The organism is Blastomonas sp. 34TW (assembly GCF_059803595.1).
On record NZ_JAPFGW010000001.1, the window covers coordinates 1 to 24,373 of the forward strand.

At 65.1% G+C, this 24,373-nt stretch carries 28 protein-coding genes; 12 read left to right on the forward strand and 16 right to left on the reverse strand.

The genetic code is table 11. The annotated features are described in order from the left end of the window. The 3 genes from OPU69_RS00005 to OPU69_RS00015 all read left to right on the forward strand — a co-directional run. The coding region (locus OPU69_RS00005) for a hypothetical protein (RefSeq protein ID WP_498508827.1) at nucleotides 1-194 on the forward strand (194 nt) is incomplete at its 5' end. A 10-nt stretch (nucleotides 195-204) separates the two neighbouring features. After that, on the forward strand, nucleotides 205-2,313 hold the full coding sequence (locus OPU69_RS00010) for a TonB-dependent siderophore receptor (protein ID WP_498508828.1): 2,109 nt from the start codon (nucleotides 205-207) through the stop codon (nucleotides 2,311-2,313). Nucleotides 2,314-2,339: 26 nt separating this feature from the next. Further along, nucleotides 2,340-3,509, forward strand: a complete 1,170-nt coding sequence (locus OPU69_RS00015; protein WP_498508829.1) for a PepSY-associated TM helix domain-containing protein — start codon at nucleotides 2,340-2,342, stop codon at nucleotides 3,507-3,509. Nucleotides 3,510-3,518: 9 nt separating this feature from the next. Here OPU69_RS00015 and OPU69_RS00020 read toward each other — a convergent pair whose 3' ends face one another. Both OPU69_RS00020 and OPU69_RS00025 read right to left on the reverse strand, forming a co-directional pair. Then, complete coding sequence (locus OPU69_RS00020; protein ID WP_067512510.1) at nucleotides 3,519-4,088, reverse strand: DsrE family protein; 570 nt, start codon at nucleotides 4,086-4,088, stop codon at nucleotides 3,519-3,521. 61 nt (nucleotides 4,089-4,149) lie between these two features. After that, nucleotides 4,150-5,043 (reverse strand): MBL fold metallo-hydrolase, encoded by an 894-nt coding sequence (locus tag OPU69_RS00025; protein WP_060979805.1) that lies wholly within the window; start codon nucleotides 5,041-5,043, stop codon nucleotides 4,150-4,152. A gap of 69 nt (nucleotides 5,044-5,112) precedes the next feature. Here OPU69_RS00025 and OPU69_RS00030 point away from each other — a divergent pair, with 69 nt between their 5' ends. From OPU69_RS00030 to OPU69_RS00040, 3 genes are read left to right on the forward strand one after another with little or no spacing between them, the layout of a single operon-like run. Beyond that, nucleotides 5,113-5,439 carry an ArsR/SmtB family transcription factor gene (locus OPU69_RS00030; protein ID WP_230962380.1) on the forward strand — a complete coding sequence of 109 codons (327 nt, stop codon included), beginning with the start codon at nucleotides 5,113-5,115 and terminating at the stop codon, nucleotides 5,437-5,439. An 11-nt stretch (nucleotides 5,440-5,450) separates the two neighbouring features. Then, entirely contained in the window at nucleotides 5,451-5,978 is a 528-nt protein-coding gene (locus tag OPU69_RS00035; RefSeq protein ID WP_498508831.1) for a rhodanese family protein, read from the forward strand. Nucleotides 5,979-5,982: 4 nt separating this feature from the next. Further along, on the forward strand, nucleotides 5,983-6,753 hold the full coding sequence (locus OPU69_RS00040; protein ID WP_498508833.1) for a sulfite exporter TauE/SafE family protein: 771 nt from the start codon (nucleotides 5,983-5,985) through the stop codon (nucleotides 6,751-6,753). Between the two features lie 4 nt (nucleotides 6,754-6,757). Here the strand turns inward: OPU69_RS00040 and OPU69_RS00045 are convergent, their stop codons facing one another. The 3 genes from OPU69_RS00045 to OPU69_RS00055 form a co-directional block, all read right to left on the reverse strand. Next, complete coding sequence (locus tag OPU69_RS00045; RefSeq protein ID WP_060979809.1) at nucleotides 6,758-8,278, reverse strand: tetratricopeptide repeat protein; 1,521 nt, start codon at nucleotides 8,276-8,278, stop codon at nucleotides 6,758-6,760. Nucleotides 8,279-8,384: 106 nt separating this feature from the next. Beyond that, on the reverse strand, nucleotides 8,385-8,984 hold the full coding sequence (gene wrbA, locus OPU69_RS00050) for an NAD(P)H:quinone oxidoreductase (RefSeq protein ID WP_060977568.1): 600 nt from the start codon (nucleotides 8,982-8,984) through the stop codon (nucleotides 8,385-8,387). 80 nt (nucleotides 8,985-9,064) lie between these two features. Then, nucleotides 9,065-9,775, reverse strand: coding sequence for a pirin family protein (locus OPU69_RS00055; protein WP_060978513.1), 711 nt, complete (start codon nucleotides 9,773-9,775; stop codon nucleotides 9,065-9,067). 113 nt (nucleotides 9,776-9,888) lie between these two features. Here OPU69_RS00055 and OPU69_RS00060 point away from each other — a divergent pair, with 113 nt between their 5' ends. The 3 genes from OPU69_RS00060 (at nucleotide 9,889) to OPU69_RS00070 (ending at nucleotide 13,222) form a co-directional block, all read left to right on the forward strand. Then, on the forward strand, nucleotides 9,889-10,785 hold the full coding sequence (locus OPU69_RS00060) for a LysR family transcriptional regulator (protein WP_498508834.1): 897 nt from the start codon (nucleotides 9,889-9,891) through the stop codon (nucleotides 10,783-10,785). Between the two features lie 272 nt (nucleotides 10,786-11,057). Beyond that, the gene (ctrA, locus tag OPU69_RS00065; RefSeq protein ID WP_023839689.1) at nucleotides 11,058-11,759 is read left to right on the forward strand and encodes a response regulator transcription factor CtrA; all 702 of its coding nucleotides are present in this window, start codon (nucleotides 11,058-11,060) and stop codon (nucleotides 11,757-11,759) included. 155 nt (nucleotides 11,760-11,914) lie between these two features. Then, complete coding sequence (locus tag OPU69_RS00070) at nucleotides 11,915-13,222, forward strand: MFS transporter (protein ID WP_498508835.1); 1,308 nt, start codon at nucleotides 11,915-11,917, stop codon at nucleotides 13,220-13,222. Here the strand turns inward: OPU69_RS00070 and OPU69_RS00075 are convergent. The 4 genes from OPU69_RS00075 to OPU69_RS00090 all read right to left on the reverse strand — a co-directional run bounded on the left by OPU69_RS00075 (nucleotide 13,185) and on the right by OPU69_RS00090 (nucleotide 15,212). Next, nucleotides 13,185-13,457: a type II toxin-antitoxin system RelE/ParE family toxin gene (locus tag OPU69_RS00075; RefSeq protein ID WP_498508836.1), complete on the reverse strand. Its 273-nt coding sequence runs from the start codon at nucleotides 13,455-13,457 to the stop codon at nucleotides 13,185-13,187. The two genes, OPU69_RS00070 and OPU69_RS00075, sit on opposite strands and share 38 nt — an antisense overlap. Further along, nucleotides 13,435-13,629 (reverse strand): type II toxin-antitoxin system RelB family antitoxin, encoded by a 195-nt coding sequence (gene relB, locus OPU69_RS00080; protein ID WP_498508837.1) that lies wholly within the window; start codon nucleotides 13,627-13,629, stop codon nucleotides 13,435-13,437. The genes OPU69_RS00075 and relB overlap by 23 nt, the downstream gene beginning before the upstream one ends. Before the next feature lie 4 nt (nucleotides 13,630-13,633). Continuing rightward, nucleotides 13,634-14,191: a 16S rRNA (guanine(966)-N(2))-methyltransferase RsmD gene (rsmD, locus tag OPU69_RS00085; protein ID WP_498509306.1), complete on the reverse strand. Its 558-nt coding sequence runs from the start codon at nucleotides 14,189-14,191 to the stop codon at nucleotides 13,634-13,636. A gap of 205 nt (nucleotides 14,192-14,396) precedes the next feature. Next, nucleotides 14,397-15,212, reverse strand: a complete 816-nt coding sequence (locus OPU69_RS00090; RefSeq protein WP_060978516.1) for a pseudouridine synthase — start codon at nucleotides 15,210-15,212, stop codon at nucleotides 14,397-14,399. Between the two features lie 97 nt (nucleotides 15,213-15,309). On the opposite strand from OPU69_RS00090, the gene OPU69_RS00095 reads away from it, so the two are divergent. The 3 genes from OPU69_RS00095 to OPU69_RS00105 all read left to right on the forward strand — a co-directional run bounded on the left by OPU69_RS00095 (nucleotide 15,310) and on the right by OPU69_RS00105 (nucleotide 18,011). Continuing rightward, nucleotides 15,310-15,738 carry a response regulator gene (locus tag OPU69_RS00095; RefSeq protein WP_060978517.1) on the forward strand — a complete coding sequence of 143 codons (429 nt, stop codon included), beginning with the start codon at nucleotides 15,310-15,312 and terminating at the stop codon, nucleotides 15,736-15,738. 66 nt (nucleotides 15,739-15,804) lie between these two features. After that, nucleotides 15,805-16,587, forward strand: a complete 783-nt coding sequence (locus OPU69_RS00100; RefSeq protein ID WP_498508839.1) for a DUF1223 domain-containing protein — start codon at nucleotides 15,805-15,807, stop codon at nucleotides 16,585-16,587. An 83-nt stretch (nucleotides 16,588-16,670) separates the two neighbouring features. Further along, nucleotides 16,671-18,011: an AmpG family muropeptide MFS transporter gene (locus OPU69_RS00105; RefSeq protein ID WP_498508840.1), complete on the forward strand. Its 1,341-nt coding sequence runs from the start codon at nucleotides 16,671-16,673 to the stop codon at nucleotides 18,009-18,011. Nucleotides 18,012-18,111: 100 nt separating this feature from the next. On the opposite strand, the gene OPU69_RS00110 is transcribed toward OPU69_RS00105, so the two are convergent. The 7 genes from OPU69_RS00110 to pyrF form a co-directional block, all read right to left on the reverse strand. Next, on the reverse strand, nucleotides 18,112-19,440 hold the full coding sequence (locus OPU69_RS00110) for a bifunctional folylpolyglutamate synthase/dihydrofolate synthase (RefSeq protein ID WP_498508841.1): 1,329 nt from the start codon (nucleotides 19,438-19,440) through the stop codon (nucleotides 18,112-18,114). A gap of 125 nt (nucleotides 19,441-19,565) precedes the next feature. Beyond that, nucleotides 19,566-20,423 carry an acetyl-CoA carboxylase, carboxyltransferase subunit beta gene (gene accD, locus OPU69_RS00115; RefSeq protein WP_060979217.1) on the reverse strand — a complete coding sequence of 286 codons (858 nt, stop codon included), beginning with the start codon at nucleotides 20,421-20,423 and terminating at the stop codon, nucleotides 19,566-19,568. 14 nt (nucleotides 20,424-20,437) lie between these two features. Beyond that, nucleotides 20,438-21,244, reverse strand: coding sequence for a tryptophan synthase subunit alpha (gene trpA / locus OPU69_RS00120; RefSeq protein WP_060979216.1), 807 nt, complete (start codon nucleotides 21,242-21,244; stop codon nucleotides 20,438-20,440). Beyond that, on the reverse strand, nucleotides 21,241-21,621 hold the full coding sequence (locus tag OPU69_RS00125) for an endonuclease domain-containing protein (RefSeq protein WP_498508842.1): 381 nt from the start codon (nucleotides 21,619-21,621) through the stop codon (nucleotides 21,241-21,243). The genes trpA and OPU69_RS00125 overlap by 4 nt, the downstream gene beginning before the upstream one ends. 49 nt (nucleotides 21,622-21,670) lie before the next feature. Further along, nucleotides 21,671-22,912: a tryptophan synthase subunit beta gene (gene trpB, locus OPU69_RS00130; RefSeq protein ID WP_498508843.1), complete on the reverse strand. Its 1,242-nt coding sequence runs from the start codon at nucleotides 22,910-22,912 to the stop codon at nucleotides 21,671-21,673. Further along, entirely contained in the window at nucleotides 22,887-23,540 is a 654-nt protein-coding gene (locus OPU69_RS00135; RefSeq protein WP_498508844.1) for a phosphoribosylanthranilate isomerase, read from the reverse strand. The genes trpB and OPU69_RS00135 overlap by 26 nt, the downstream gene beginning before the upstream one ends. A gap of 136 nt (nucleotides 23,541-23,676) precedes the next feature. Then, nucleotides 23,677-24,351, reverse strand: a complete 675-nt coding sequence (gene pyrF, locus OPU69_RS00140) for an orotidine-5'-phosphate decarboxylase (RefSeq protein ID WP_060979405.1) — start codon at nucleotides 24,349-24,351, stop codon at nucleotides 23,677-23,679. Nucleotides 24,352-24,373: the final 22 nt, after the last annotated feature.

The following is a 24,373-nucleotide window of genomic DNA, read 5'->3' on the forward strand; positions in this document are numbered from 1 at the left end:
CCTGCTCCCCTGGAACTGGCGACCCGCTCAAATCCACCGTCAGGCTGCCTGAACCGCGGTACTCACCGCAGGCTTACGATGCAGCGATCATTCGGGGACTTGGCGCAGCAAAATCACCCATCCTGACGCCATGCCAATTATTGCAATTGACTCGCATTTCGGAATTGTTAGGAACGCCTCGCATTAACAATTGATGAGGCGGCCGTGACTGCACCCCGACACCTTTTCCGTTTGGCTCTGTTGTCGCTGCCGCTGGTGATCGCTGCATCGCCAGTCCATGCGCAAGCCGAGCCCCAGGATGCAGAAGCCGACCAACAAGCACGGCGCGAGATCATCGTGACGGGGCGCGCATCGGGCTATCAGGCGCTCGACGCGGTCGGTACGCGCGATGGAGCGGCTTTGCTCGATACGCCGCAATCGGTGCAGGTGCTGACCGAGGACCTGCTACGCGATCAACGCGCGGACACCTTCAGCGCGCTCGCCAATGTCCCGAGCGTCCGCAATTCGGCGCCCGCCAATTTCGACGGCCTGCGGGTACAGGTCCGCGGTTTCTTTGCGCCGACCGCGCTCGATGGAATGCTGTCCAAGGTCGGCAACGGTCCGGCGGCCAATCTGGGCCCGGACCTGACCGGGATCGAACGGATCGAGGTGTTGCTCGGCCCTGCCTCCTTGCTGTTCGGCAATAGCTCACCGGGTGGGACGATCAACTTCATCACCAAGCAACCCGAAGCCGAGCCGGGCTATTTCGTGACGGCAACGCTGGGCAGCTATGACTTCTTCCGCGCGGAGGCCGATCTCACCGGGCCCTTGGATCAGGCGGCGAAGATCAGCTATCGGCTGAGCACGTCGGTGCGCGACCAGGGCTCGTTTCTCGAGGGTGCGAGCACGCGCAATTCGGTCATCATGCCGTCGGTTCGCGCGATGCTGGGGGATCGTACCAGCCTGACGGTCGAAGGAGCCTACAAGCTTCTCGATCTCGACCGGCAGAATTTCGGATTGCCTGCGGTTGGCACAATTCTTCCCAATCCCAATGGCCGGATATCCCGGCGGCGCAACGTCAATACCGGCAGCGTGGAAGTGGAGCAGCATCGCATCGGCGCGCGCCTGGTCCATGAATTCAGCAATGACTGGTCGGTCAGCAGCATCCTGCGCTTTGTCGATACCGATTATGCTGCGGTCGGAGCAGAGCTGCCTGGCGCACTGGCTGCGGATGGGCGAACCTTGTCGCGAACCCCGTTCGATTCCTTCGACACCTATGGCGAAACCCAGATGCAGACGACGCTGCGAGGCCGTTTCGCGACTGGAACGATTCGCCACGAGCTGATCGCCGGGATCGATCTGTCGCGCTCGACTGCGGATTTCCGTTACCGGGAATATGACCCATCGGCTCCGATCGACATTTTCAATCCTGTTTACGGCGCGCGGCGCGGCGCGCTCAACTTCACCTTCGATGCGGGAAACACCCTGCGCGAGCTCGGGCTTTTCGTGCAGGACCGGGTCGTCTTCAGCGATCGGTGGAGTCTCATTCTGGGCGGCCGTTACGACACGTTCGAGCAGGTCGATACCGACACGGGCGCCGGCTCGCGCACCCGCCAGACCGGCAGTGCCTTCAGCCCGCGCATCGGCCTGGTCTTCAAGCCGCGCGAGGCCGTGTCGCTCTATGCCAGCTACAGCAAATCCTTCCAGCCGCAGATCGGCAGGACGGTCACGGGCGAAGCCTTTGCCCCGACGCGCGGCGAGCAGCTGGAACTCGGCGCGAAGGTCAACCTGACTGAAGGACTGACCGGTTCGCTCGCCGTCTATCGCATCGAGCAGACCAATGTGGCGACGCCCGACCCGGTCAATGTCGGTTTTTCGGTTCTCGATGGCGAACAGCGCAGCCAGGGTGTAGAGCTGTCGCTGGCAGGAACGATCCTGCCTGGCTGGAGCATCCAGGCGAGCTATGCCTATCTCGACGCAGAGATCACCCGCACCAATACGCCTGCCTTTCTCGGGCGTCAGGTGCAGCGCACGTCGCCGCACAGCGCGAATATCTGGTCGAGCTATGAGGTGCAATCCGGGCCGCTCAAGGGGCTGGGATTTGGTGGCGGCGTGACGTTGGTCGAGAAGCGCCCGGTGAACAATGCCAACACGCTGACATTGCCGGGCTATACGCTGCTCGATGCCGTCATTTCCTACAAGATCGATGGCTGGCGCTTTGCGCTCAACGCGCGGAACCTCACCGACAGCTTTGCCTTCGATGCCTTTGGTCCGGGCCGGGTGACCTATGGCACGCCGCGGACCTTCGAAGCCACAGTGTCATGGGCGTTCTGATGCCTCTGCGTCAGGTCTGATCGTCGATGCGGCTCAGACCCGCCCTGGTGCTGTGGCATCGCTGGTTCGGCCTGCTGGGGGCGCTGTGGCTGTTCCTCCTGGGCGCAACCGGGTCGATTCTCGTCTTCCATGAGGAGATCGACCATGGTCTCAATGCGGACTGGTTCACCGCTAGTCCGGGGCCGATGCTCCCTGTCAGCCAGCTGGTCGGGGCCGCCATCGCGGTACATCCGGGCAACCGGCCCGGCTATATCGACCTGCCCGACGAACCGGGCGATGTCGTGACGGTCTATCTCGAGCCCATTGCCGGTTCAGGCCAATCGGGAGTCAGCCCGTCCTACTGGCAGGTCTTTATCGACCCGGCGACCGCCAAGGTGCTGGGCGCGCGCGACGCCAATGCGATCGACCTGTCGCGGCGCGGGCTGATGAGCTTTCTCTACACCTTTCATTACTCGCTGCACCTGGGCGCGTGGATGACCTGGATCCTCGGCCTCGTCGGCCTTGTCTGGATCATCGACCATATCGCGTCTGCTGTGCTGTCCTTTCCCAATGCCGCGCGCTGGAAGGAAAGCTTCCGCATCCGTCGCCGAGCGGCGGGGCACAAGCGGGTGTTCGATCTGCATCGGGCCGTGGGTCTCTGGCTTTTTCCGGTAACACTGACGCTCGCGGCGACGGGTGTATATTTCAATTGGTCTGACGATGTCCTGATGGCGATCGATCGGATCTCGCGCTTGACCAAGCGACCCGACCAGGCGGTGGCGGTGCTGGCCGAGCCGCTGGACCGTCCTCCGGTCAGCGCCGATCAGGCATTGGCGCTGGCGGGTGCCGCCAGGGTGGATAGCCTTTCGTACAACCCTGCGAAGGGTATCTACTGGTTGCGCCTTTTCGATTCGCGCGACATCGACAGCAATGGCGGCCGCTGGCTTTTCGTCGATGCCCGCAGTGGTGCGGTGATCGGCGATCGGCATTTCAGCGAGGGAAGCGCGGGGGATGTCGTTGTGGCCTGGCAGTTCCCGTTGCACAGCGGCAAAGCCTTCGGCTGGGCGGGGCGGATCGCGATTTTCCTGTCCGGCATCGCGCTGTGCACGTTCGTCGTCACCGGCCTGATGATCTGGTGGCGCAAGCGCTCCGCGCGCCATGTCGCGGTCAGACGGCCAGCCGCCCATACAGAGCGATCGGTCGCGCCCGCCGAATAACCGGCAGCCTCAGAACGGATTGAGCGTGTAGCCCTGTTGCTGCAGCTGCGCGTGCGCTGTCATCGCGGAGAGCGCCAGCTTGACGCCGGGGGCCAGCTGTTCGCGCTTGATGCCCAGCGCAGCCGCGCTCTGGCCGCACAGGATGAACTGCACATCGTGCTGCAGCAGGGTTGCGATCGCGGCGAGGTTGGCATTGGCGGCACCGTCATGCTTCGCCGCATAGGTCGCCGCATTGGTGAGGTCGAACGACGCCTGGCCGTGCGCGACCACTGCAATGCGGATGGCCTCGCGCGGCACGCCCGCCTCGACATGCATGTTGATGAACCGCGCCGCGCTTTCGATCGTGCGGTTGAGGCTGCCTGGCTTGCCCGGCTCACTGACATCGAACGCGATGCTGAAGGTCGCCTCTACAGGGATCGGCATATGGCCCTCAGCGCTGGCGACGGGCCCGAATTCGGGGATGACGGTCCCGGCGTGAAAGCCTGGCCGCATCGGCTCCTGCGCCTGAACCGGCATCGTGCCGGCCAGTCCCGCCAGAAGGATCAGGCCGAGCATTTGGTTCAGAACAGCAGAGTGCATCCATGCCTCCCGGGAAGAGATCGGATGAGGTTCATAGCGAGCGACGGCCTCACTGACAGCCTTATTCGAACAGCTCTGCGGGCAGGGGACTGTGCTTGCCCAGCGCGTTGATGGGCAGGCGCAGGAAGGCGCGGCCCTGGGCATCCGGACTGGGCAGTTTTCCGCCCTGGATATTGACCTGCAGACTGGGCAGGATCAGCGTGGGCGCATCAAGCGTGGCATCGCGCGCTTCGCGCATCGCGACGAATTCGGCTTCGCTCACACCGTCATGCACATGCACATTGGCCGCGCGCTGTTCTGCGACGGTCGTTTCCCAACGGAAATCGCTGCGGCCCTTGGGCAGATAATCATGCCCGACAAAGATGCGCGTTTCCGGCGGCAACGCCAGGATCTTGCGGATCGAACGAAACAGCGTTGCGGCATCGCCGCCTGGAAAGTCGGCGCGCGCGGTGCCGTAATCGGGCATGAACAGTGTATCGCCGACAAAGGCTGCGTCGTCGATCAGATAGGTGAGGCAGGCGGGCGTATGCCCCGGTGTGTGCAGCACGCGGATATCGGTCTCCCCCAAGGCCAGCGTGTCGCCTTCTTCGACCAGCATGTCGAAGACCTTGCCGGTTTCGATCGGCTCGGCCGCAAAGACCGGGGTGAAGATCGACTGGACGTTGCGGATATGCGCGCCGATGACGATCCTGGCACCCGTGCGCGCACGGATGTAATGCGCGGCGGTCAGGTGATCGGCATGCGCATGCGTTTCCAGCACATAGTCGAGCGTCGCGCCCTGCTGTTCGACCGTCGCGAGCAGACTGTCCGCGATGGTGGTGGCGATCGTCGCTGCCTTGGCCTCGAAATCCAGCACCGGATCGATGATCGCCGCGCGCGCGCTGGCCCGGTCGATCACGACATAGCTGACCGTGTTGGTCACGGTATCGAAATGCGGATGAATGGCGATGGGCATGGGGACTCCTCCTTAAGCTCTCTCTAATTTAGGCTTGTCTAATTTATAATCAAGGAATATATGAGCCCCATGTCTGATATCTCCTTCACCAAACCTCTGCCCGAAGCGATGGCCGCCAAGGCCGACGAGGCCGCGCACATGCTGCGTCTGCTCGCCAATCCGCACCGGCTGCAGGTGCTCTGCCTGCTCGTGGATGGCGAACTGTCGGTGGGGGCTATTCAGCAGCAGGTCGCGCTGTCGCAATCGGCGCTGTCGCAGCATCTGGCCCGCCTGCGCGAGCAGGGGCTGGTCGAGACCCGGCGCGAGGGCACCAGCATCTTCTACCGGATCGCCGACCCTGCCGTGCTGCAGATCATGCAGGTGCTTGCCGCGATCTACTGTCCCCCGGAAAGCTGAGGAATCTTGTCATGGCAATCACGACCATCGATGCGCGTCAGGCGCAGCAATTGCTCAATCAGGGCCTGGCGCGGCTGATCGACATTCGCGAGCCGGATGAGTTTGCGCGCGCTCACATTCCAGGCGCGATCCTGCGCCCCGCCTCGGCAGCCATAACGGAACCGGTGGTGCTGGAGGACGGCGTCCTGCCGATCCTGATGTGCGCCAGCGGCATGCGCACGGGGCTGCACCAGGAACGGCTGGCGCGCCAATGGCCCGTCGATACGCTCGTTCTGAAGGGTGGGCTGAAGGCCTGGGAGGCGGCCGGGCAACCGGTCGTGCACAATGCGCGTGCACCGCTGGAGCTGATGCGCCAGGTGCAGATTGCGGCGGGCGTGCTGATTCTGACGGGTCTCTTGCTCGGCTGGCTGGTTGCGCCTGCCTTTGTCGCGCTCACCGTCTTTGTCGGGCTGGGCCTGAGCTTTGCAGGCGTCACCGGCTTTTGCGGCATGGCGCGGCTGCTTGCGCTGATGCCCTGGAACCGGCGGTCGCTGAGCTGACCCGATGATCGAATCGCTCGCCCTGGCGGCGCTGGGAGGCGCAATCGTCGGCCTGTTGCTGGCGGCTTTCGGGGGCGGCGGGTCGGTGCTGGCAACGCCCTGGCTGATCTATGTTGTCGGCGTGGCCGATGTGCACGTCGCGATCGGCACCTCGGCTGCGGGGGTCGCTATCAATGCGCTTGCCGGATTGCTGGGTCAGGCGCGGGCGGGTGCCGTCAAATGGCCCTGCGCCAGCGTGTTTGCACTCGCCGGTGTGACCGGAGCGATGATCGGCGCGCATTTTGCCAAACAGGTCGATGGCGAGGCTTTGCTCGGCTATTTCGCGGCGGCGATGGCGCTGGTCGCATTGTCGATGATGCGCGCCCCCGCCAGCACGGGCGATCCTGCGGTGCGACTGGATGCCGCGCGGACGATGAAGCTCGCGCCGATCGGTTTGCTGGTGGGGCTGGCGGCCGGATTTTTCGGCATCGGCGGGGGCTTCCTGATCGCGCCGGGGCTGATGGCGGCAACGGGAATGACACTTTCCAACGCCGCCGCCTCGTCGCTGGTTTCGGTGAGCCTGTTCGGCGCATCGACCAGCGCCAGCTATGCGATGTCGGGTCAGATCGACGGACCGATCCTTGCGGCCATGGTGGCGGGCGGTGCGCTGGGCACGGTGCCGGGCATATTTCTGGCGCGGGTGCTGGCGCGTAGGTTGCTCATCGCGCGCCGACTGTTTGCGGCGATGGTGCTGCTGGTGGCGCTGCTCGTCCTGTGGAATGTGCTCGCGGCCTAAGCGATCACGAACTGCTGTCGTCGGAAGCGCTCGGCTCGGCCTGGGCATTGCCTCGGTCCAGCAGCTTGCGCGCCAGATCGGCAAGCTGGGTATCGTGCGGGTGGTTCAGCAGCGGGGCAAGGGTCGTCTCTGCAGCCTGCTTGTCGCCGGTGCGGATGAAGTAATCCGCCAGTGTCAGCCGGTTGCCCGTATCATACGGCGCCAGCTGCAGCGCCTTTCGCAGGCCCTGGACGGCCATCTCGGGCGGCTTCTTTCCCTCTGCCGCATAGCTGCGAAAGAAATAGGCGAGGGGGATGGGGTTGTCGTTCTCGATCCGATTGGCGGCCGAGATCGCCGCGCGAACCTTGGGCCAGAGCGCTTCGTCGTCCCCAGCCTTGCGGAACAGCGCATAGATTTTCTGGATCATCGCGCCCACGGCCTGCGGGTTCTTGGCGATCGCCTTGTCCGCAGCCGCGATGGCAGCCTCGTCGTTGCCTGCATCGTACTCCGCCTCGGCAAGTGCGCTGAGCACGAAGGCATCGTCGGGATATTGCGCCGCGACCTTCTGCGCGTCCGCCAGAACCTCAGGGGCGGTTTCCTCGTTCACACCGCGTTTCGACCGCATCATGACCGGGAGAATGGCGGCTTCGCCCTTGCCGAGCATGCGGATCGCGATCGGCGCGCTGGCGATCTTGCTTGCGCCCAGATTGAGATAGGTCAGCCGACGCCGTTTCATATAGGCGCCCAGTTCCTTGTCGAGCGCGGCCAGATCGCCAAAGGCCTGGGTCGCTGCGGCCTCTTCGCCTTCGCCGGCGTTGATGCGCTGGAGATAATGGGCCATCTGGCCGGCGCGCGCTTCGGAAAAGGTGAGGTAGTGGAACAGCAGCCAGCTGCGTCCATAAAAGGTATCATAACGCTTCGAGGCATTTTCCCGGTATTTGCGGGTGCTCAGCAGCATGTCGAGCGGAACTTCCTGGGCCAGCGCCAGTTCGGCCGCGCGATGATCGGCCGGAAGTCCCAGGCCGACGCCGCCCGCGCTGTCGAACTTCGCGGTGGAATAGAATTCGGCAAAGCCTTCCTGCAGCCAGAGCGGCGGGGAACCGGCGAACACGCTGAACATGAAATGATGCGCATATTCGTGCAGCAATATCTGCTCGCCCTGCGACACGCGGTCGCTCTGGCTATTGTCATCGACCCGAGGGACGAACGCCACCGACCCGCCGGCGCGCGACTGGTAGAAGCCCAGCACATAGCGGTTGTTGGTGCCCATCAGCTTGCGCACCTGATTGGCGTCGCGCACGACGAACACGGTCAGCCGATTCGAGGGCGAAGTCGCTTCTTCGGGCAGCTTGTAGATATAGCGCATCGCCGAACGGTACCGCTCGAGCATGTCGGTGAATTCGCGAATGTCGCCTTCGCTCTGATCGGCATAGACCAGAAAATTGGGGCTTGAGGCTTCGCGCCATTCGGCCCTGGCCGGTGCAGCGGCGACCCAGACTATCGACAGGATGAACGCCATCCGCCGCAACGCAACCCGCACCATCATCGCTCTCCCCAGAACAGGCGGCGAGGCTAGGCAGATGCCAAACCGCCCGCAATCCCCCAAACATGGGGGACGCGGGCGGCTGCTCCCGAGCGGGCGGGGGAGGGGGTCAGGCGGTCAGTTTGGCCGCAGTGCGGGCGACCTTGGCGCCCAGATAGCGCGCGCCATCGAGATCGGCCTGGTGCGGCTGGCGCGATCCGTCGCCGCCGGCGATCGTGCTGGCACCATAAGGCGATCCGCCGATCACCTCGTCATTGCTCAGCTGGCCCTGGAACCCATAGTCGAGCCCGACCACGGTCAGGCCGTGGTGCAGCAGGTTGGTGAGGATCGAGAAGTGCGTCGTCTCCTGGCCGCCATGCTGGCTGGCGGTCGCGGTGAACGAGGCGCCGACCTTGCCGACCAGCGCGCCCTTGGCCCACAGACCGCCGGTGCGGTCCCAGAAGGCCGCCATCTGGCTCGACATGCGGCCGAAACGCGTGCCGGTACCGACGATGATCGCGTCATAATCAGCCAGTTCCTCGGGCGTCGCGATCTCGGCAGCCTGGTCGAGCTTGAAATGGCTCGCGCGGGCAATCTCCTCGGGGACGGTTTCGGGGACACGCTTGATCGTGACCTCCGCACCTTCGCTGCGCGCACCTTCGGCGACCGCTTCGGCCATCGTCTCGATATGACCATAAGTCGAGTAATAGAGCACCAGAACCTTTGCCATGGAAATTCTCCTTCGTGGAATGTGGGAGGGAAAAGGGTGCCCCGCCGTCCGAGAGGGGGAAGACGGCGGGGCTGGGGGGATCAGTGGGTGCGGGTTTCCGCGATCAGGAATTCGGCGTCTTCCAGCGCCGTGATCGTGATCTCAGGTTCGCGGGTGATCGCGGCAGCATCGCGTTCGCCGATCTCGACGCCGTTGACGCTCACGCTGCCTGCCGAGACCACCAGATAGGCGGCATAGGCCGGATCGATCCGGTGGGTGATGCTGTCGCCCTTGACCAAAGTGGCCCCGGACAGCCGCGCATCGGCCCGGATCATCAGCGCGCCCGCCAGGATGTCGTCATCGCGGCCGCTGGCGAGAACCTCCAGCTTGCCCGAACGCTCACCCTTGGGGAACTGCTTGGCATCCCAGCGCGGAGCACCGCCCGCTTCATCGGGGATGATCCAGATCTGGAACAGCCGGGTTTCCTCGTCCTCCAGGTTGAACTCGCTATGCGCCACACCGGTTCCCGCGCTCATCACCTGGACGTCGCCCGCCTCGGTGCGGCCTTCATTGCCCAGGCTGTCGCGGTGGGTGATCGCGCCGGTGCGCACATAGGTGATGATCTCCATGTCGCGGTGCGGGTGGGTGGGGAAGCCGCTCCGGGGGGCGATCTCGTCGTCGTTCCAGACGCGCAGGCTACCCCAGCCCATGCGGGCCGGATCGTGATAGCCGCCGAACGAGAAATGGTGGCGGGCATTGAGCCAACCGTGATTGGCGTGGCCCAGGGTGGAAAAATCGCGTTTCTCGATCATGTCACTTGCTCCTTGCTGGCACCGGACCGACGCCGACGCCTTGGCTTGAGCAACAGATAGTCCTGAGCTATCGTTTCCAAAATAGCCAGTTTGGAAAAGGATTGTTTCCGGATATGCGACTTCCCGATTTCGAGGCCTGGGCGGTTTTCGCGGCCGTGGCCGATACCGGCAGCTTTACCGGGGCGGCCGATGCGCTGAGCCTGTCCAAGGCCAAGGTGTCCAAGGCGGTCTCGCGGCTCGAGGCGGAACTCGGCACCGTGCTGTTCCACCGCACCTCGCGGCGTCTGTCGCTATCGGCAGCGGGTCGCTCGCTGGTCGATCATGCGCGGCGAATCCGCATGGACGGCGAGGCGGCGGTCGAGGCGGCGCGCGACGAGGCGGTGCTCCTGAGCGGAACCGTGCGCATCGCGGTGCCGATGAGCTTCGGCCTCAGCGCGGTCGCGCCGCTGATCGCGCAGTTCATGGCGCTGCACCCCGGCATATTGATCGACATGCACCTGTCCGACGCGCGGGTCGACCTGGTCGATCAGGGTTTCGACATGGCGCTGCGCATCGCGGTGCTGCCCGACAGCAGCCTGCGCGCGATCCGGCTGCGCACCGTCAGTCTCTACCTGATCGCCTCGCCCGGCTATTGCGCGCGCCACGGCACCCCGAGCCATCCCGCAGAGCTGGAGGCGCACAAGGCGGTTCATTATGCCAACAGCCCGCAGCCGGGACTCTGGCCGCTGACGGGACCCGACGGGACGCGCGTGCTCGCCCGCTCGCAGCCTGCGCTGATCGTCAACAATGCCGATGCCGCGATGCCCGCGGTTTTCGACGGTCAGTGCATCGCCGCCTTGCCCGATTTCTTCTGCATGGAGGGTCTTTCCGACGGGCGGCTGGTGCATCTGCTTCCCGAATGGCGGTTCGAACCGCTGACGCTCAGCATCGTCACGCCGCCCTCGCCGCACAGGCCAGCGCGGGTCGAGGCCCTGATCGCCTGGCTGCGTAAAGGTTTGCAAGGGGAGTAAATTCGCGTTTCATCTCCGTTACCAATTGGAAACCAATTGGCGCTACTCGATCAAAAGCGACGAACCGAAAAGGACCGCCTAAGTGCCGGAAATGGGAGTCTTTTGAGCCCCCTCGTGCCTGCGCAGGCCGACGCGACTCGTGGAGTCAGGCCGGTTAATTCAAAATTAACCTTTTGCCCCCAAAAAAATATGGTTAATGTTTTCCTCGTCGATCCGTTCTTGGGTCCAGATGACTGAACGGTGCCGATGGCACGGGCGAAAAGGGGCTGCACATGCGGGTGCTTTTGATCGAAGATGAGCCGACCACGGCCAAGGCAATCGAGCTGATGCTCACGACCGAGGGTTTCAATGTCTATACCACCGACCTGGGTGAGGAAGGCCTCGACCTCGGCAAGCTCTATGATTACGACATCATCCTGCTGGACCTGAACCTGCCCGACATGCACGGCTATGACGTGCTGAAGAAGCTGCGTGTCGCCAAGGTGCAGACGCCGGTGCTCATCCTGTCCGGCATTTCGGAAATGGACAGCAAGGTGCGCTCGTTCGGTTTCGGCGCCGACGATTATGTCACCAAGCCGTTCCACCGCGAAGAGCTGATCGCCCGCATCCACGCCGTGGTCCGCCGCTCCAAGGGCCATTCGCAAAGCGTCATCCGCACCGGCAAGCTGGCGGTCAACCTTGATGCCAAGACCGTCGAGGTCGATGGTGCCCGCGTCCACCTGACCGGCAAGGAATATGCGATGCTCGAGCTGCTCTCGCTGCGCAAGGGCACCACGCTGACCAAGGAAATGTTCCTGAACCACCTCTATGGCGGCATGGACGAACCCGAACTCAAGATCATCGACGTCTTCATCTGCAAGCTGCGCAAGAAGCTGGCGCTGGCCTGCGGGGGCGAGAATTATATCGAGACCGTCTGGGGCCGCGGCTATGTGCTGCGCGATCCGGAGGCCGATGGCGAGGTGATCGCCGCCTGATTACTCCTGAACTACCCTTCACACTTCCTTCTCTTCCATAAAGGGGTCGCGGGCAACCGCGGCCCCTTTTGACTGTTCGCCAGGCGACGCAGATGCTCGCTTTTGCTTGCCAAGCCGCACCCTCGCGTTAACGGTCGCGTGCCGGGGAGGGCCGAATGACGCATCCATATCGCACCCATAAACGGGTGCTGACCGCATCGCTGGTCGGCACGGCGGTCGAATTCTACGATTTCTATATCTATGCGACCGCCGCCGCCCTGGTGTTCGGGCCGCTGTTCTTCCCGTCCGAAAGCGCCTCGGCCCAGCTGATGCTGAGCTATATGAGCTTCGGGCTCGCCTTTTTCGCGCGGCCCGTCGGCGCGATCGCCTTCGGGCATTTCGGCGACCGGATCGGGCGCAAGTCGACCCTGGTCGCCTCATTGCTGCTGATGGGCGGATCGACGCTGCTGATCGCGTTCCTGCCGACCTGGCAGATGGTCGGCTGGGTCGCGCCGCTGCTGCTGTGCATATTGCGCTTCGGTCAAGGCTTCGGGCTGGGCGGCGAATGGGGTGGCGCTGCCTTGCTGGCGGTGGAAAACGCGCCTCCGGGCTGGGCGGCGCGCTTTGGCATGGCCCCACAGCTGGGGGCTCCAGTGGGCTTCATCGCCGCCAACGGGCTGTTCCTTCTGCTGGGCCTGAACCTTACCGAACAGCAGTTCATCGCCTGGGGCTGGCGCGTGCCGTTCCTCGCGAGCGGCATTCTGGTGGGGCTCGGGCTTTGGGTGCGGCTCAAGATCAGCGAGACCCCCGATTTCGCACATGTACTCGAGGCCGAGCGGCCCGCGCCGGTGCCGGTGGCGGAGCTGCTGCGCCACCATCTGCGCGCGACGCTGGCAGGTACGTTCGCAGTCGTCGCGTGCTTTGCGATCTTCTATCTCTCGACCGCCTTTGCGCTCGGCTATGCCACCACCGCGCTGGGGCATGACCGCACGAGCTTCCTGATCGTGCAGCTGGGCGCGATCCTGTTCCTGGCGCTGGGCATCGTCGTGTCGGGCTATCGGTCAGACGCGACCAGCAGCGGGCGGGTGCTGATGATCGGCTGCGCGGCGACCGTCGGCGTCGGCTTGATGTTCGGACCGCTGCTCGGGTCAGGCTCGCTCTGGCTCGCCTGGATCGCGCTGTCTGTGGCGCTGCTGGTCATGGGCTTCGTCTATGGCCCGCTCGGCGCGTGGCTGCCGCAGCAATTCCCAGCGCGCGTGCGCTACACCGGCGCGTCGGTGGCGTTCAACGGCGGCGGCATCATCGGCGGCGCAGTCGCCCCGATTGCCGCCCAGGCCTTGTCGGACACAGGCGGCGCGGACGCGGTCGGGCTGTATCTGGCGGCGGCGGGGCTGGTCAGCCTTGCCGGTTTATGGGCGCAGCGGGGGCGGAGCGCTGAACCCGGCGCTAAGGGTATTGCTGGCGTGCGTGCAGAACGGCGGTGATGACAATGGCATCAAGTTCGATCTTGTAGACCAGCAAATAGTTAGGGTGCACAACCGCCTCGCGTGTTCCTGGGACGCGACCGGACCGATGCATCATTGGAAAGTCGAGCAATTGTTCGGCATAGCGCGCAAAAAGACCTTTGAGCCTTTCAGCGGCATCCGGGTTCCGATCGGCAATATAGCCGATAATGTCGTCGTGATCTGCAGATGCCTCAGCCGTCCAGATCAGCTGCACGCTGCCTGGCCTTGGCAATGATTTCATCTGCGCGCGCCATTACCTGGTCATGCGGAACCCGTGGTGCGGTCGATTGCAGCGCGCGTTCGACCTTGGCGCGGAACCATGCGTCATAGGCCTCTTCCTCCTCGGACGAGGCGAATTCGGACTCGATCGGCGAATATTTGACCATCGGTTCAGTCTATCACAGACGCCGCAGGCCGCAACAGCGTGAGCTTGGCCTTGCCGACCACGCGCTCGGTGTCGATCTCGAACCCGGCGACCTCCAGCTTCTCCTTGGCTGACGTTTCGACGCTGATCCAGCTCGAGGGTGCGAACCAGCCCAGGCGGCCCAGCTTGTCGAGCGCGACCGCGCCCGCGCCGGTGCCATAAGGCGGGTCGAGCAGGATCAGGTCGAATGGCTTGATCGCCGGACCCAGCGAGAGTGCGGAACTCGGCCGCACCTCGCAGCGCGCATCGGCGCCGAGCAGGCGGATATTGCCCTTGAGCACATCGATGGCAGGCCGGTCCTGCTCGACAAAGGTGCAGCTGGCCGCGCCGCGCGACAGGGCTTCGAGCCCCAGCGCGCCCGATCCTGCGAACAGGTCGAGCACGCTCAGTTCCTCGAACGAGCCCAAGCGGCTGGTGAGCATCGAGAACAGGGTTTCGCGGGTCCGGTCGGCGGTGGGGCGGGTGGTGTCGCCCGGCGGGGCCTTGAGCTTGCGCCCCCGCCATTCGCCTGAAATGATGCGCAACATGACTAAACCTTCTCCCCGGTGGGGGAGAAGGATACGCAGCCTTGCCAAGCGCCAGCGCGGCTAGGCGGAGTTGGATGAGGGGCAGCAACGCTTGCGCGGTTTCTCGCCCGAATCACCCTCACCCAGCTTCGTCTAGGCTCCTTCGTCGCCAAGACTGCGCAACCCTCTCCCGTCAAGGGAGAGGGGTTATATCGCACGCCCCTCATTTCAGCGTCTTCCTGAATGCCACCACGTCGTGTCGGCGCACTTCCTCGATCGCGCCGACATCAAGCCCATCGAGCACGAACGGGCCGTAGCGGGTGCGAATGAGGCGCGAGACCTTGAGGCCGAGATGTTCGAGCACGCGGCGGACCTCGCGATTCTTGCCCTCGGTCAGCGTCATCTCGATCCAGCCGTTGCGCCCGGTGCGGCGTTCCAGATTGGCGTCGATCTTGCCGTAGCGAACGCCCTCGATGGTGATGCCATGGATCAGGTCCTCGAGCTGCGCCTGGCTGACCTCGCCGAACGCGCGCGCGCGATAGGTGCGCTCGACCCCGGTGGCGGGCAGCTCCATCTGGCGCTTCAATTCGCCGTCATTGGTCATCAGCAGCAGGCCCTCGGTATTGAGGTCGAGCCGGCCGACCGGCATCATCCGCGGCGCATCGGGTGCGACCTTGGCGAGATGTTCATAGATCGTCGGTCGCCCGGTAAAGTCGCGCTCGGCCGTCAGCAGTCCGGCGGGCTTGTGAAAGCACCATAGCTTGGCGGGTGCGGGCTCCTTGACCGGCTTGCCGTCGACGGTGATGCCATTGAGGCTGGTCAGCACCGTGGCGGGCGTGGTGATGGCGACACCATCGCGCGCGACGCGTCCGCCCTCGATCATCCGCTCGATCTCGCGGCGCGAGGCGATGCCGGCGCGCGCCAGCAGCTTGGCGATGCGCTGGCCTTCGCCGAGCGTGGAGGTGCGGGCCTTGGGTTGTGCAGCGCGCGGCGACGGGCTGTCGTCGAGCGGATCGAATTTCGGTTTCCGGGGGGGCATGCGCGCTGCTATAACGTCGAAGCGGGCGCGCGGGAACGCAAGAATTGCACCCGGCGTATTTGCTTTTCCCGCCGCCCGCCCGTTCAGAAAGTTCCCCATGCTGTTTTCGCGGTTTACCCGGTCGATCGAAACCATCCTGATCGTCGAAGACGAGCCGCTGGTCGCTTTCGACAACGAGCTGCGCGTGGTCGATGCGGGTTATCGCGTGGTCGCGACGGTCGATACCGAGGCCGAGGCGATCGCGGTGCTGGAGCGCGAGCCGATCCATCTGGTGCTGGCGGACGTCAACCTGTCGCGCGGCGGCAGCGGGGTCGAGGTCGCCCGCGTCGCGAGCGAGCGCGACATACCCGTGCTGTTCGCGACCGGCACGTGCCCCGGCCATGCGAAACAATATGCGATCGGCTGTCTGATCAAGCCTTACAGTGCCGCCGAACTGGTCAAGGCGATCCACGCGGTCGATCTGCTGATCCGCGGCAAGACGCCCAAGGCCATGCCAAAGCCGCTCAACCTCTATTCGGCAGCGTAACCGCGCGCCGGTCTCGGGCGAACCTCGCGCTCATGGAGCGCACAGGCTGCGCGCGAGGATATCGACATGCTGAAAATCTGGATTCCGATGGCGGCGCTGGCCGCACTGACCGCGTTTGTGCTGATAGAGGGAAGAGCCGATCCTTCGCAGGCGGCAACCGATCCCCAACACGCTGCGCCACCCGCCGCGCTCACGCAGAGCGCGGCGGGGCCAGTAGTCGCCGAACTGTTCACCAGCCAGGGCTGCTCGTCCTGTCCGCCCGCCGATGCGGTAGCGGCCAGGCTGGCGCGCGACCCCGGCGTGCTGGTGATCAGCCGTCCGGTCACCTATTGGGACCGGCTCGGCTGGAAGGACAGTCTGGGCCGCGAGGAGAATACCAGGCTGCAGCGGCAATATGGCGACAGGGCCTTTGGGGGCGCGAACATCTATACCCCGCAGGTCGTGGTCGATGGCCGCGCGCAGACGGTGGGGTCGCAAGAGGCGAAGGTGCGTGGTCTGCTGGCAACCGCTGCGATCGCGCGGCGGAAAGCGGGCCTGAGCGTCCGAATCGCCGCTGACGGGAACGACAGGCAGGCGCTGCTTGACGGCCCCAAGGGGCAGGAGGCCGAGTTGGTGCTGGTCGCGCTCGCTTCCGGGCGCACGGTCAGCATCGGCGCTGGCGAGAATGGTGGGCGCAAGGTGCACTACACCAATGTCGTGCTGGCCGAACGCGCTCTCGGGCGCTGGAGCGGCGGCGCGCAGACCGTCACGATCACGCCCGACATGCTCCGCGTCACCGGTGCGGATCGCCACGCGTTGCTCGTGCGTCAGGGGCCAGGCGGGCCGGTGATCGGCTCGGCGGTGATCTGACCGGGCCAGCGCGCGCAAAAGCCTCTGGCGTAAATCGCTGGTGCCGCTAGTTTCCTGCCCCGGGACACGGGAAGGGAAGCTGAATGACCGAAAACACCGCCGGGATCGCCCCCGAGGCAACGGGCTGGCGCGCGTCGCTGCCGGTGGGCTTGCGCCCCTATACCGAGGCGGCACCGCTCGCCGCGCTGTTCCTGGGCATTTCCTCGGGCTTTCCCTTTGCGATGATCGCAGCGACGCTTTCGACGCGCCTCGCGCAATCGGGCATCGAGAAATCCACCGTCACCGCGTTCGCGCTCACCTTCCTCGCGTACAATTTCAAATGGCTCTGGGCGCCGATCATCGATGCGGTGAAGCTGCCGCTGCTGGGGCGGCTGGGCCAGCGCGTCTCGTGGTTGATCCTGTGCGCGGTGCTGGTCATGGTCGCGATCATGAATCTGGGGCTCGCCGACCCTGAAGCCGATATTGCCAGCGTCGCGGTCGCCGCGATCCTGGTCGGGGTGGCGGGCGCGACCTTCGACATCGTGATCGATGCCTATCGCATCGAACTGCTCGAACCGCACCAACTGGGCGTGGGATCGGGGATGAGCCAGTATGGCTGGCGCATCGGCGCGGCGCTCGCCGGATCGGTGGCGCTGATCGTCGCGGCGCGCAGCGACTGGACCACGGCCTATATCGCGGTCTCGTTCTTCGGGCTGTTCGCGGTCATCACCGGGCTGGTGATGGGTGAGCCGGCGCGCCGACAAGAGCCCAAGCCCTTGAAGGGACCGGTCGCCGCGGCGATCGCCTATGTCAGCCCGCTCGCCGAGTTCTTCAAGCGTCAGGGCGCGCTGGTCGTGCTGCTATTCGTGCTGGTGCACAAGATCGGCGACACGCTCGCCAACCTGACGCTGCGGCTGCTGTTCGAGGATCTGGGTTTCACCAATGACGAGCTGGCGATCTATGATGTCGGCCTCGGCTTCTGGGCGCTGCTCGCGGGGATTTTCGTCGGCGGGGTGCTTTATGCGCGGCTGGGCATGAAGCGCTCGGTGCTGATCAGCCTCATCCTGATGGCGGTATCGAATCTTGCCTTTGCGGGCCTTGCCACGGTCGGCCACAGCACCTGGGCGATGGCGGGCGCGATGGGCTTCGAGAATTTCGCGAGCGGGATCGGCGGGGTGTGCGTGGTCGCGTATCTCTCGGCGCTGTGCAATCTGGAATTCACCGCGACCCAGTTCGCGCTGCTCTCGGCGGCGGCGAGCATTACCGGGCGGTTCCTCACCGGAACGCTGGCAGGGGGGATGATCGAGTCGCTGGGCTTCACCAATTTCTATCTGGTGACGACCGTGGCCGCGCTGCCGGGCGTGCTGCTGTTCTGGTGGATGATGGCGAGCGGGCTGGTCGATCGCTCGCTTGGCACCGCGGGAACCGAGGAAAGCGGGGAGTAACCCAAGCCCCGGTTTTTCGTCACCCCCGCGCACGCGGGGGGCCCGCTTTCTTGTCACCGTTGCGCTCAAGCGGGATTCCCGCGTGCGCGGGAATGACGGTTCAATCCGGCTCCTGGCCGTTGGCCCTGAGTACCTCGCCCGCCAGATAGAGCGAGCCCGCGATCAGCACCGGGGCGGCCTCGCGCTCGGCCAGCAGCGCCATCGCCGCCCGCACATCCGCTGCCGCTGTCACCTCGATCCCCGAGGAGAGGCATCGCTGAAACGCATCGGCATCGTGCCATTCATGCCCCGGCACCGGCAGCGCGGTAACGCTGGCAAGATGCGGTTCGAGCGGGCCGAGCAGTGCGCTGGGCTGCTTGTTCGACAGCATGCCGATGACCAGGTGCACCTTGCCGCCCATGGCCGCGACATGCCGCGCCAGCGCCGCCCCGGCGTCTGGATTGTGCCCGCCATCGAGCCAGACCGGCTCGTCGGTGCGGAGCAGCGCGACCAGCGGACCCTGGTTCAACCGCTGCATTCGCGCGGGCCATTCGGCCCAGCCCATCGCGGCGCTCAATGCGCTGTCGGGGATACTGAGCGCGCTCTGGTGGCGGATCATCGCGACGGCGAGCGCGGCATTGTCCGCCTGGTGCGCGCCGGGCAGGCGTGGCACGGGCAGGCTGAGCTTGCCGTCGATATCGCGATAGTGCAGCCGCCCCTGATAGAGCGCTGCGTCCCAATCCTCGCCCCGTGCCTTGACATAGGCGCCTGCGCGCATCGCCTGACCCGCGATCGCGCCCATCATGCCGATGGCATATTTCTGGATGACCAGCGGCACGCCCTGCTTGGCAATCCCTGCTTTCTCGAACGCGATCCGTTCGAGCGGGATTTCGGGCGTGCCCTCCTCCGGCGCGAGCAGGAACGCCTCGTGATCGATACCCAGCGCCGCGATGCCGCACACCGCAGGCGCGGGCAGAATATTGGTCGCATCGAGCCTGCCGCCCAGCCCCACCTCGATCACACAGGCATCGGCAGGCGTCTCGGCAAAGGCGAGGAACGCGGCGGCGGTGGTCACCTCGAAAAAGCTGGCGTTGATGCCCTCAGCTATGTCGAGCACGCGCGCGAGATAGTCGGCCAGCGGGTCATCCTCGATCAGCCGACCGGCGAGGCGGATACGCTCGTTGAAGCGCACCAGATGCGGGCTGGTATAGACATGGCAACTGAGGCCCGACGCCTCGATCGCGGCGCGCAGGAATGCGCAGGTCGATCCCTTGCCGTTGGTGCCCGCGACATGGAAGACCGGCGGCAGGCGGTGGTGCGGATTGCCGAGACGATCGAGCAAGGCCGTGATCCGCTCCAGCCCCAGCACATCGCGCCCCGGCGACAGCGCGGCGAGCCGGTCGAGCTGGGTCTGAACGCCCGCGTGCGAGGAAATGGCGTGGTCGGGCATGCCTCACCCCTCCCGTTGAGCTGCGCTCGCCTGCGGCGCAGGGGAGGGGCTGGGGGTGGGGAAGGGCGTAAGGCGCAATTCGGGCCCCACCCCAACCCCTCCCCTGAAGGGGAGGGGCTTTCGCGTCACGCCGCCGCCCTGGCCGCCATCAGATAATCGATCACGCTGCCCAGCCGTTCGCGCAGGTCCTTGCGCTCGACCACCATGTCGAGCATCCCGTGCTCGAGCAGATACTCGGAGCGCTGGAAGCCTTCGGGCAGCTTTTCGCGGATCGTCTGCTCGATCACGCGCTGGCCCGCAAAGCCGATCAGCGCATTGGGCTCGGCCATCTGGATGTCGCCCAGCATCGCATAGCTCGCGGTAACACCGCCGGTGGTCGGGTCGGTCAGCACGACGATATAAGGCAGCCCCGCCGCGTGCAGGCGGCTGATCGCCACGGTGCTGCGCGGCATCTGCATCAGCGAGAGGATGCCTTCCTGCATCCGCGCGCCGCCGGCGGCGGTGAAGATCACATAGGGGCATTTTTCGGCAATCGCGCGCTCGGTGCCGCGGATGAACGCCTCACCCACGGCCATGCCCATCGACCCGCCCATGAAGGCGAAATCCTGCACGCCGACCACGGCCTTGTGCCCCTGGATGCGGCCCAGCGCGTTGGTCAGCGCGTCGGTGGCAGTGCCCGCCGCGCGCGCGGCCTTGATGCGATCGACATATTTCTTGCTGTCGCGGAACTTGAGAGGGTCTTCCTTGACCACCGGCGCGGGCAGCTCTTCCCAGATCTTGTCGTCGAACAGCATCGCAAAGCGCGCCTGTGCGCCGATGCGCTCATGATGGTTGCACTTGGGGCAGACCGAAAGATTGTCCTCAAACTCCTTGGCGAACACCATTTCGCCGCAGGCCTTGCACTTGTGCCACAGGTTGTCGGGCGTGGTGTCGCGCTTGGCGATCAACGGAATCGAATTGCGGACACGGCTGAACCAGCTCATGGGGGATGCTCCTGTCAGGCGTTCGTGGTTTGGCGGGCGGCGGCGATGGCGGTGCTGAGGCTGCGGATATAGTCGCGCACGGGCGCTGCCGCATCCGCGCCATGCTGGGCTACGATATCGACGATTGCGCTGCCGACGACCACGCCATCGGCGACGCGCGCGATGGCGGCGGCCTGCTCCGGCGTGCGCACACCAAAGCCGACCGCGACGGGCAGCTCGGTCGAGGCCTTGAGGCGCGTCACCGCTTCCTCGATGCTCGCCTGTGCCGCCTGCTGCTTGCCGGTAATCCCTGCGACCGAGACATAATAGAGGAAACCGCCCGCGCCTTCGAGCACGGCGGGCAGACGCGCGGCATCGGTGGTCGGGGTCGCCAGCCGGATCGGCGCGATGCCCTTGGCGCGGAGCGCGGGGCCGAGCGCCGCGTCTTCCTCGGCGGGAATATCGACGCAGATCACGCCATCGACGCCTGCTGCTTCAGCGGCATCGGCAAACCATTCGGGCCCGCGCCGGGTCATCGGGTTGGCATAACCCATCAGCACCAACGGCACATCGGGGTGACGGGCACGAAAATCGGTCGCGATCTTCAGGATATCGGCAGTGGTCGTTCCAGCGGCAAGCGAGCGCAGGTTCGCCTTCTGGATCGCGGGGCCATCGGCCATCGGATCGGTAAACGGCATGCCGAGCTCGATCACGTCCGCCCCGCCCTCGACCAATGCATCGAGGATTGCGGGCGTGGATGCGGGCGTGGGATCGCCAGCCGTGACGAAGCAGACGAGCGCCGCGCGATCGGCGGGGAAGGCGGAGGAGAGGCGCGCGCTCATATAGCCCTCTCCCCTTCAGGGGGGAGGGTTGGGAGGGGGGCCTGCACCGCCGCTTCGATCAACATCAACACACCTTCCATCGCGGTCATTACATCATAGTTGGTAAAACGCAGCACCCGATAGCCTTGGCTTTCCAGATACTTCGTCCTCGCCGCATCATAGGCTTCACGCCCGTCATGGGTATCGCCGTCAACCTCGATCACCAGCACCGGATTGCGCGAGGCAAAATCGACGATGTAATTCCCAATCACTTTTTGCCGCCGGAATTTCACTCCGGCAAATCTTTTGGCTCGAAGCTCAAGCCATAGCCTGATTTCGGGTTCGGTAGCTTCGATGCGCATGGCCCTTGCACGTTTGGTCAGTTTCCCGGGCCGCATCGCATTCCCCCCTCCCAACCCTCCCCCCTGAAGGGGAGAGGGCTTCTAGCTACATCTCCACTCCCAGCTTTTCCGCCACGGTGAAGATATCCTTGTCGCCGCGTCCGCACAGGTTGGCGAGGATGATCTGGTCGCGGTCCATGGTCGCGGCGACCTTGGCCACCGCTGCAATGGCATGGCTCGGCTCCAGCGCGGGGATGATGCCCTCGGTGCGGCAGAGCAGCTGGAAGGCGTCGAGCGCCTCGTCGTCGGTGATCGCGGTATATTCGACGCGGCCCATGTCCTTGAGCCAGGCATGTTCGGGGCCGATGCCGGGATAGTCGAGGCCCGCGCTGATCGAATGGCCCTCGGTGATCTGGCCGTCCTCGTCCTGCAGCAGATAGGTCTTGTTGCCGTGCAGGATGCCGGGGAAGCCGCCGAGCAGGCTCGCGGCATGCTGGTCGCCATCCAGGCCATAGCCCGCTGCCTCGACGCCCAGCATCTTGACATCATCGTCGAGAAACGGGTGGAACAGCCCCAGCGCATTCGATCCGCCGCCGATCGCCGCGACCAGCAGGTCGGGCAGGCGTCCGGTGCGCGCCATCATCTGCGTCCGCGCTTCCTTGCCGATCACGCTCTGGAAATCGCGGACCAGCTCCGGGTACGGATGCGGACCCGCAGCGGTGCCGATGATGTAGAAGGTATCGTGGACATTGGCGACCCAGTCGCGCAGCCCCTCGTTCATCGCGTCCTTGAGCGTCGCCGCGCCCGAGGTCACCGGCACGACCTCCGCGCCCAGCAGCTTCATGCGGAACACATTGGGCTGCTGCCGCGCGACATCGGTCGCGCCCATATAGATCACGCAGGGCAGGCCGAAGCGCGCGCAGACGGTCGCGGTGGCGACGCCGTGCTGGCCCGCGCCGGTTTCCGCGATGATCCGCGTCTTGCCCATGCGCATCGCGAGCAGGATCTGGCCGATGCAGTTGTTGATCTTGTGCGCGCCGGTGTGGTTCAGCTCGTCGCGCTTGAACCAGACCTGTGCGCCCTTGCCTTCAGGGGCGTCCTTGCGCAATTCCTCGGTCAGCCGTTCGGCATAATAGAGCGGGCTGGGGCGGCCGACATAATGTTCGAGCAGGTCGTCAAACTGTGCCTGGAAGGCGGGATCGGCCTTGGCGGCCCGATAGTGCTTCTCCAGATCGAGCACCAGGGGCATCAGGGTTTCGGCAACATAGCGCCCGCCGAACTGGCCGAAATGGCCCTGTGCGTCGGGTTGATTGCGATAGCTGTTAAGCTGGGTTGCGGTGTTGGTCATGGTCGCGAACCGCTTGGCAAAAGCGGGCGATCTTGTCCATATCTTTGACTCCCGGCGCGCTTTCCACGCCCGAGGAGACATCGACCAGCGGGGCATGGGTCGCGGCCAGGGCTTCGCCGACATTGTCCGCGTTGAGCCCTCCGGCCAGCCCCCAGGGCAGCGCGTGGCTGTGTCCGACCAGCAATGACCAGTCGACCACCGATCCGTTGCCGCCGGGCAGCGCCTGGGCCGGGGCATCGAACAGCAGCCGGTCGGCGCTGCCATCGAACCGCCGGGCGTTGGTCAGCGTGTCGGCGCTGCGCAGGCCCAGCGCCTTCCACGCCTCGACCGGCATATGCTGCTTCACGATTGCCAGCCATTCGGGCTTTTCCGATCCGTGGAACTGGATGACATCGGGCCGCACGGTGCGCTGGGCGCGCTGGGTCAGCTCGGGTGAGGCGTTGACCAGCAGCAGCACGACCTGGACATGGGAAGGCGTGCGACGGCGCAAATCCGCGGCCTGTTCCAACGTGACATGGCGCGGGCTCTTCTCGAAATGCACCAGGCCGATATGCGTGGCGCCCTCGCGCGCGGCGGCATCGATCGCCGCCTCGGTGGAAAGTCCGCAGATCTTGATGAGGGTGGTCATGTGCTCTGAGCCGTCGTCTTTCCGTCATGCTGAACTTGTTTCAGCACCCATTGTGCGTCTGGGCTAGGTTGGAGAGTTAGGCGAAATGGGCCCTGAAACAAGTTCAGGGTGACGAGAGGGGTCTGTGGGGCGATCCCTACAACGTCGCCATGATGTCGCGCGCGGCCTGGTCGGGATCCTCTGCGCGCGCGATCGGGCGGCCGATGACGAGCACCGAGGCGCCTGCGTCGCGCGCCTGGCGCGGGGTGACGGCGCGCTTCTGATCGCCCATTGCGGCGCTGGCCGGGCGTACGCCGGGGACGACGAAAAAGCCGTCGCGCCATTGTTGACGCACCGCGCCGACCTCGTGCCCCGAACAGACGATGCCGTCGAGACCGGCCTGATGCGACAGCTCTGCCAGTCGCAGCACGTTGTCGTGCGTGCTTCCCGCAAAGCCGATCCGCGCGATGTCGGTATCGTCGAGGCTGGTGAGCATGGTGACCGCGACGACCTTGGTGTTCGCACCGGCGGCCGCCTTGGCATCCTCCATCATCGCGCGGCCACCGGCGGCATGGATGGTGACGATAGCGGGTTCGAGCACATGGATGGCCTGCATCGCGGCGGCGACGGTGTTGGGGATGTCATGCAGCTTGAGGTCGAGAAAGATCGGCAGGCCGATCTTCGCGATCTCGTGCACGCCGTGATGGCCATGCGCGCAGAAGAATTCCAGCCCCAGCTTCACCCCGCCGATATGTCTGCGCACCTGCTGCACCAGAGCGGTGGCGCGGGCCAGATCGGGAAGATCGACCGCGAGATAGATAGGATTGGACATGATGGAAAACGGGCCCCTGTTA

Coding starts and splice junctions, on each gene's coding strand:
- OPU69_RS00015 (WP_498508829.1), top strand. CDS start 2,340: ATGCGGCTCAGACCCGCCCTGGTGCTGTGGCATCGCTGGTTCGGCCTG.
- OPU69_RS00020 (WP_067512510.1), bottom strand. CDS start 4,088: ATGCACTCTGCTGTTCTGAACCAAATGCTCGGCCTGATCCTTCTGGCG.
- OPU69_RS00025 (WP_060979805.1), bottom strand. CDS start 5,043: ATGCCCATCGCCATTCATCCGCATTTCGATACCGTGACCAACACGGTC.
- OPU69_RS00030 (WP_230962380.1), top strand. CDS start 5,113: ATGTCTGATATCTCCTTCACCAAACCTCTGCCCGAAGCGATGGCCGCC.
- OPU69_RS00035 (WP_498508831.1), top strand. CDS start 5,451: ATGGCAATCACGACCATCGATGCGCGTCAGGCGCAGCAATTGCTCAAT.
- OPU69_RS00040 (WP_498508833.1), top strand. CDS start 5,983: ATGATCGAATCGCTCGCCCTGGCGGCGCTGGGAGGCGCAATCGTCGGC.
- OPU69_RS00045 (WP_060979809.1), bottom strand. CDS start 8,278: ATGATGGTGCGGGTTGCGTTGCGGCGGATGGCGTTCATCCTGTCGATA.
- wrbA (WP_060977568.1), bottom strand. CDS start 8,984: ATGGCAAAGGTTCTGGTGCTCTATTACTCGACTTATGGTCATATCGAG.
- OPU69_RS00055 (WP_060978513.1), bottom strand. CDS start 9,775: ATGATCGAGAAACGCGATTTTTCCACCCTGGGCCACGCCAATCACGGT.
- OPU69_RS00060 (WP_498508834.1), top strand. CDS start 9,889: ATGCGACTTCCCGATTTCGAGGCCTGGGCGGTTTTCGCGGCCGTGGCC.
- ctrA (WP_023839689.1), top strand. CDS start 11,058: ATGCGGGTGCTTTTGATCGAAGATGAGCCGACCACGGCCAAGGCAATC.
- OPU69_RS00070 (WP_498508835.1), top strand. CDS start 11,915: ATGACGCATCCATATCGCACCCATAAACGGGTGCTGACCGCATCGCTG.
- relB (WP_498508837.1), bottom strand. CDS start 13,629: ATGGTCAAATATTCGCCGATCGAGTCCGAATTCGCCTCGTCCGAGGAG.
- OPU69_RS00090 (WP_060978516.1), bottom strand. CDS start 15,212: ATGCCCCCCCGGAAACCGAAATTCGATCCGCTCGACGACAGCCCGTCG.
- OPU69_RS00095 (WP_060978517.1), top strand. CDS start 15,310: ATGCTGTTTTCGCGGTTTACCCGGTCGATCGAAACCATCCTGATCGTC.
- OPU69_RS00100 (WP_498508839.1), top strand. CDS start 15,805: ATGCTGAAAATCTGGATTCCGATGGCGGCGCTGGCCGCACTGACCGCG.
- OPU69_RS00105 (WP_498508840.1), top strand. CDS start 16,671: ATGACCGAAAACACCGCCGGGATCGCCCCCGAGGCAACGGGCTGGCGC.
- OPU69_RS00110 (WP_498508841.1), bottom strand. CDS start 19,440: ATGCCCGACCACGCCATTTCCTCGCACGCGGGCGTTCAGACCCAGCTC.
- accD (WP_060979217.1), bottom strand. CDS start 20,423: ATGAGCTGGTTCAGCCGTGTCCGCAATTCGATTCCGTTGATCGCCAAG.
- trpA (WP_060979216.1), bottom strand. CDS start 21,244: ATGAGCGCGCGCCTCTCCTCCGCCTTCCCCGCCGATCGCGCGGCGCTC.
- OPU69_RS00125 (WP_498508842.1), bottom strand. CDS start 21,621: ATGCGGCCCGGGAAACTGACCAAACGTGCAAGGGCCATGCGCATCGAA.
- trpB (WP_498508843.1), bottom strand. CDS start 22,912: ATGACCAACACCGCAACCCAGCTTAACAGCTATCGCAATCAACCCGAC.
- OPU69_RS00135 (WP_498508844.1), bottom strand. CDS start 23,540: ATGACCACCCTCATCAAGATCTGCGGACTTTCCACCGAGGCGGCGATC.
- pyrF (WP_060979405.1), bottom strand. CDS start 24,351: ATGTCCAATCCTATCTATCTCGCGGTCGATCTTCCCGATCTGGCCCGC.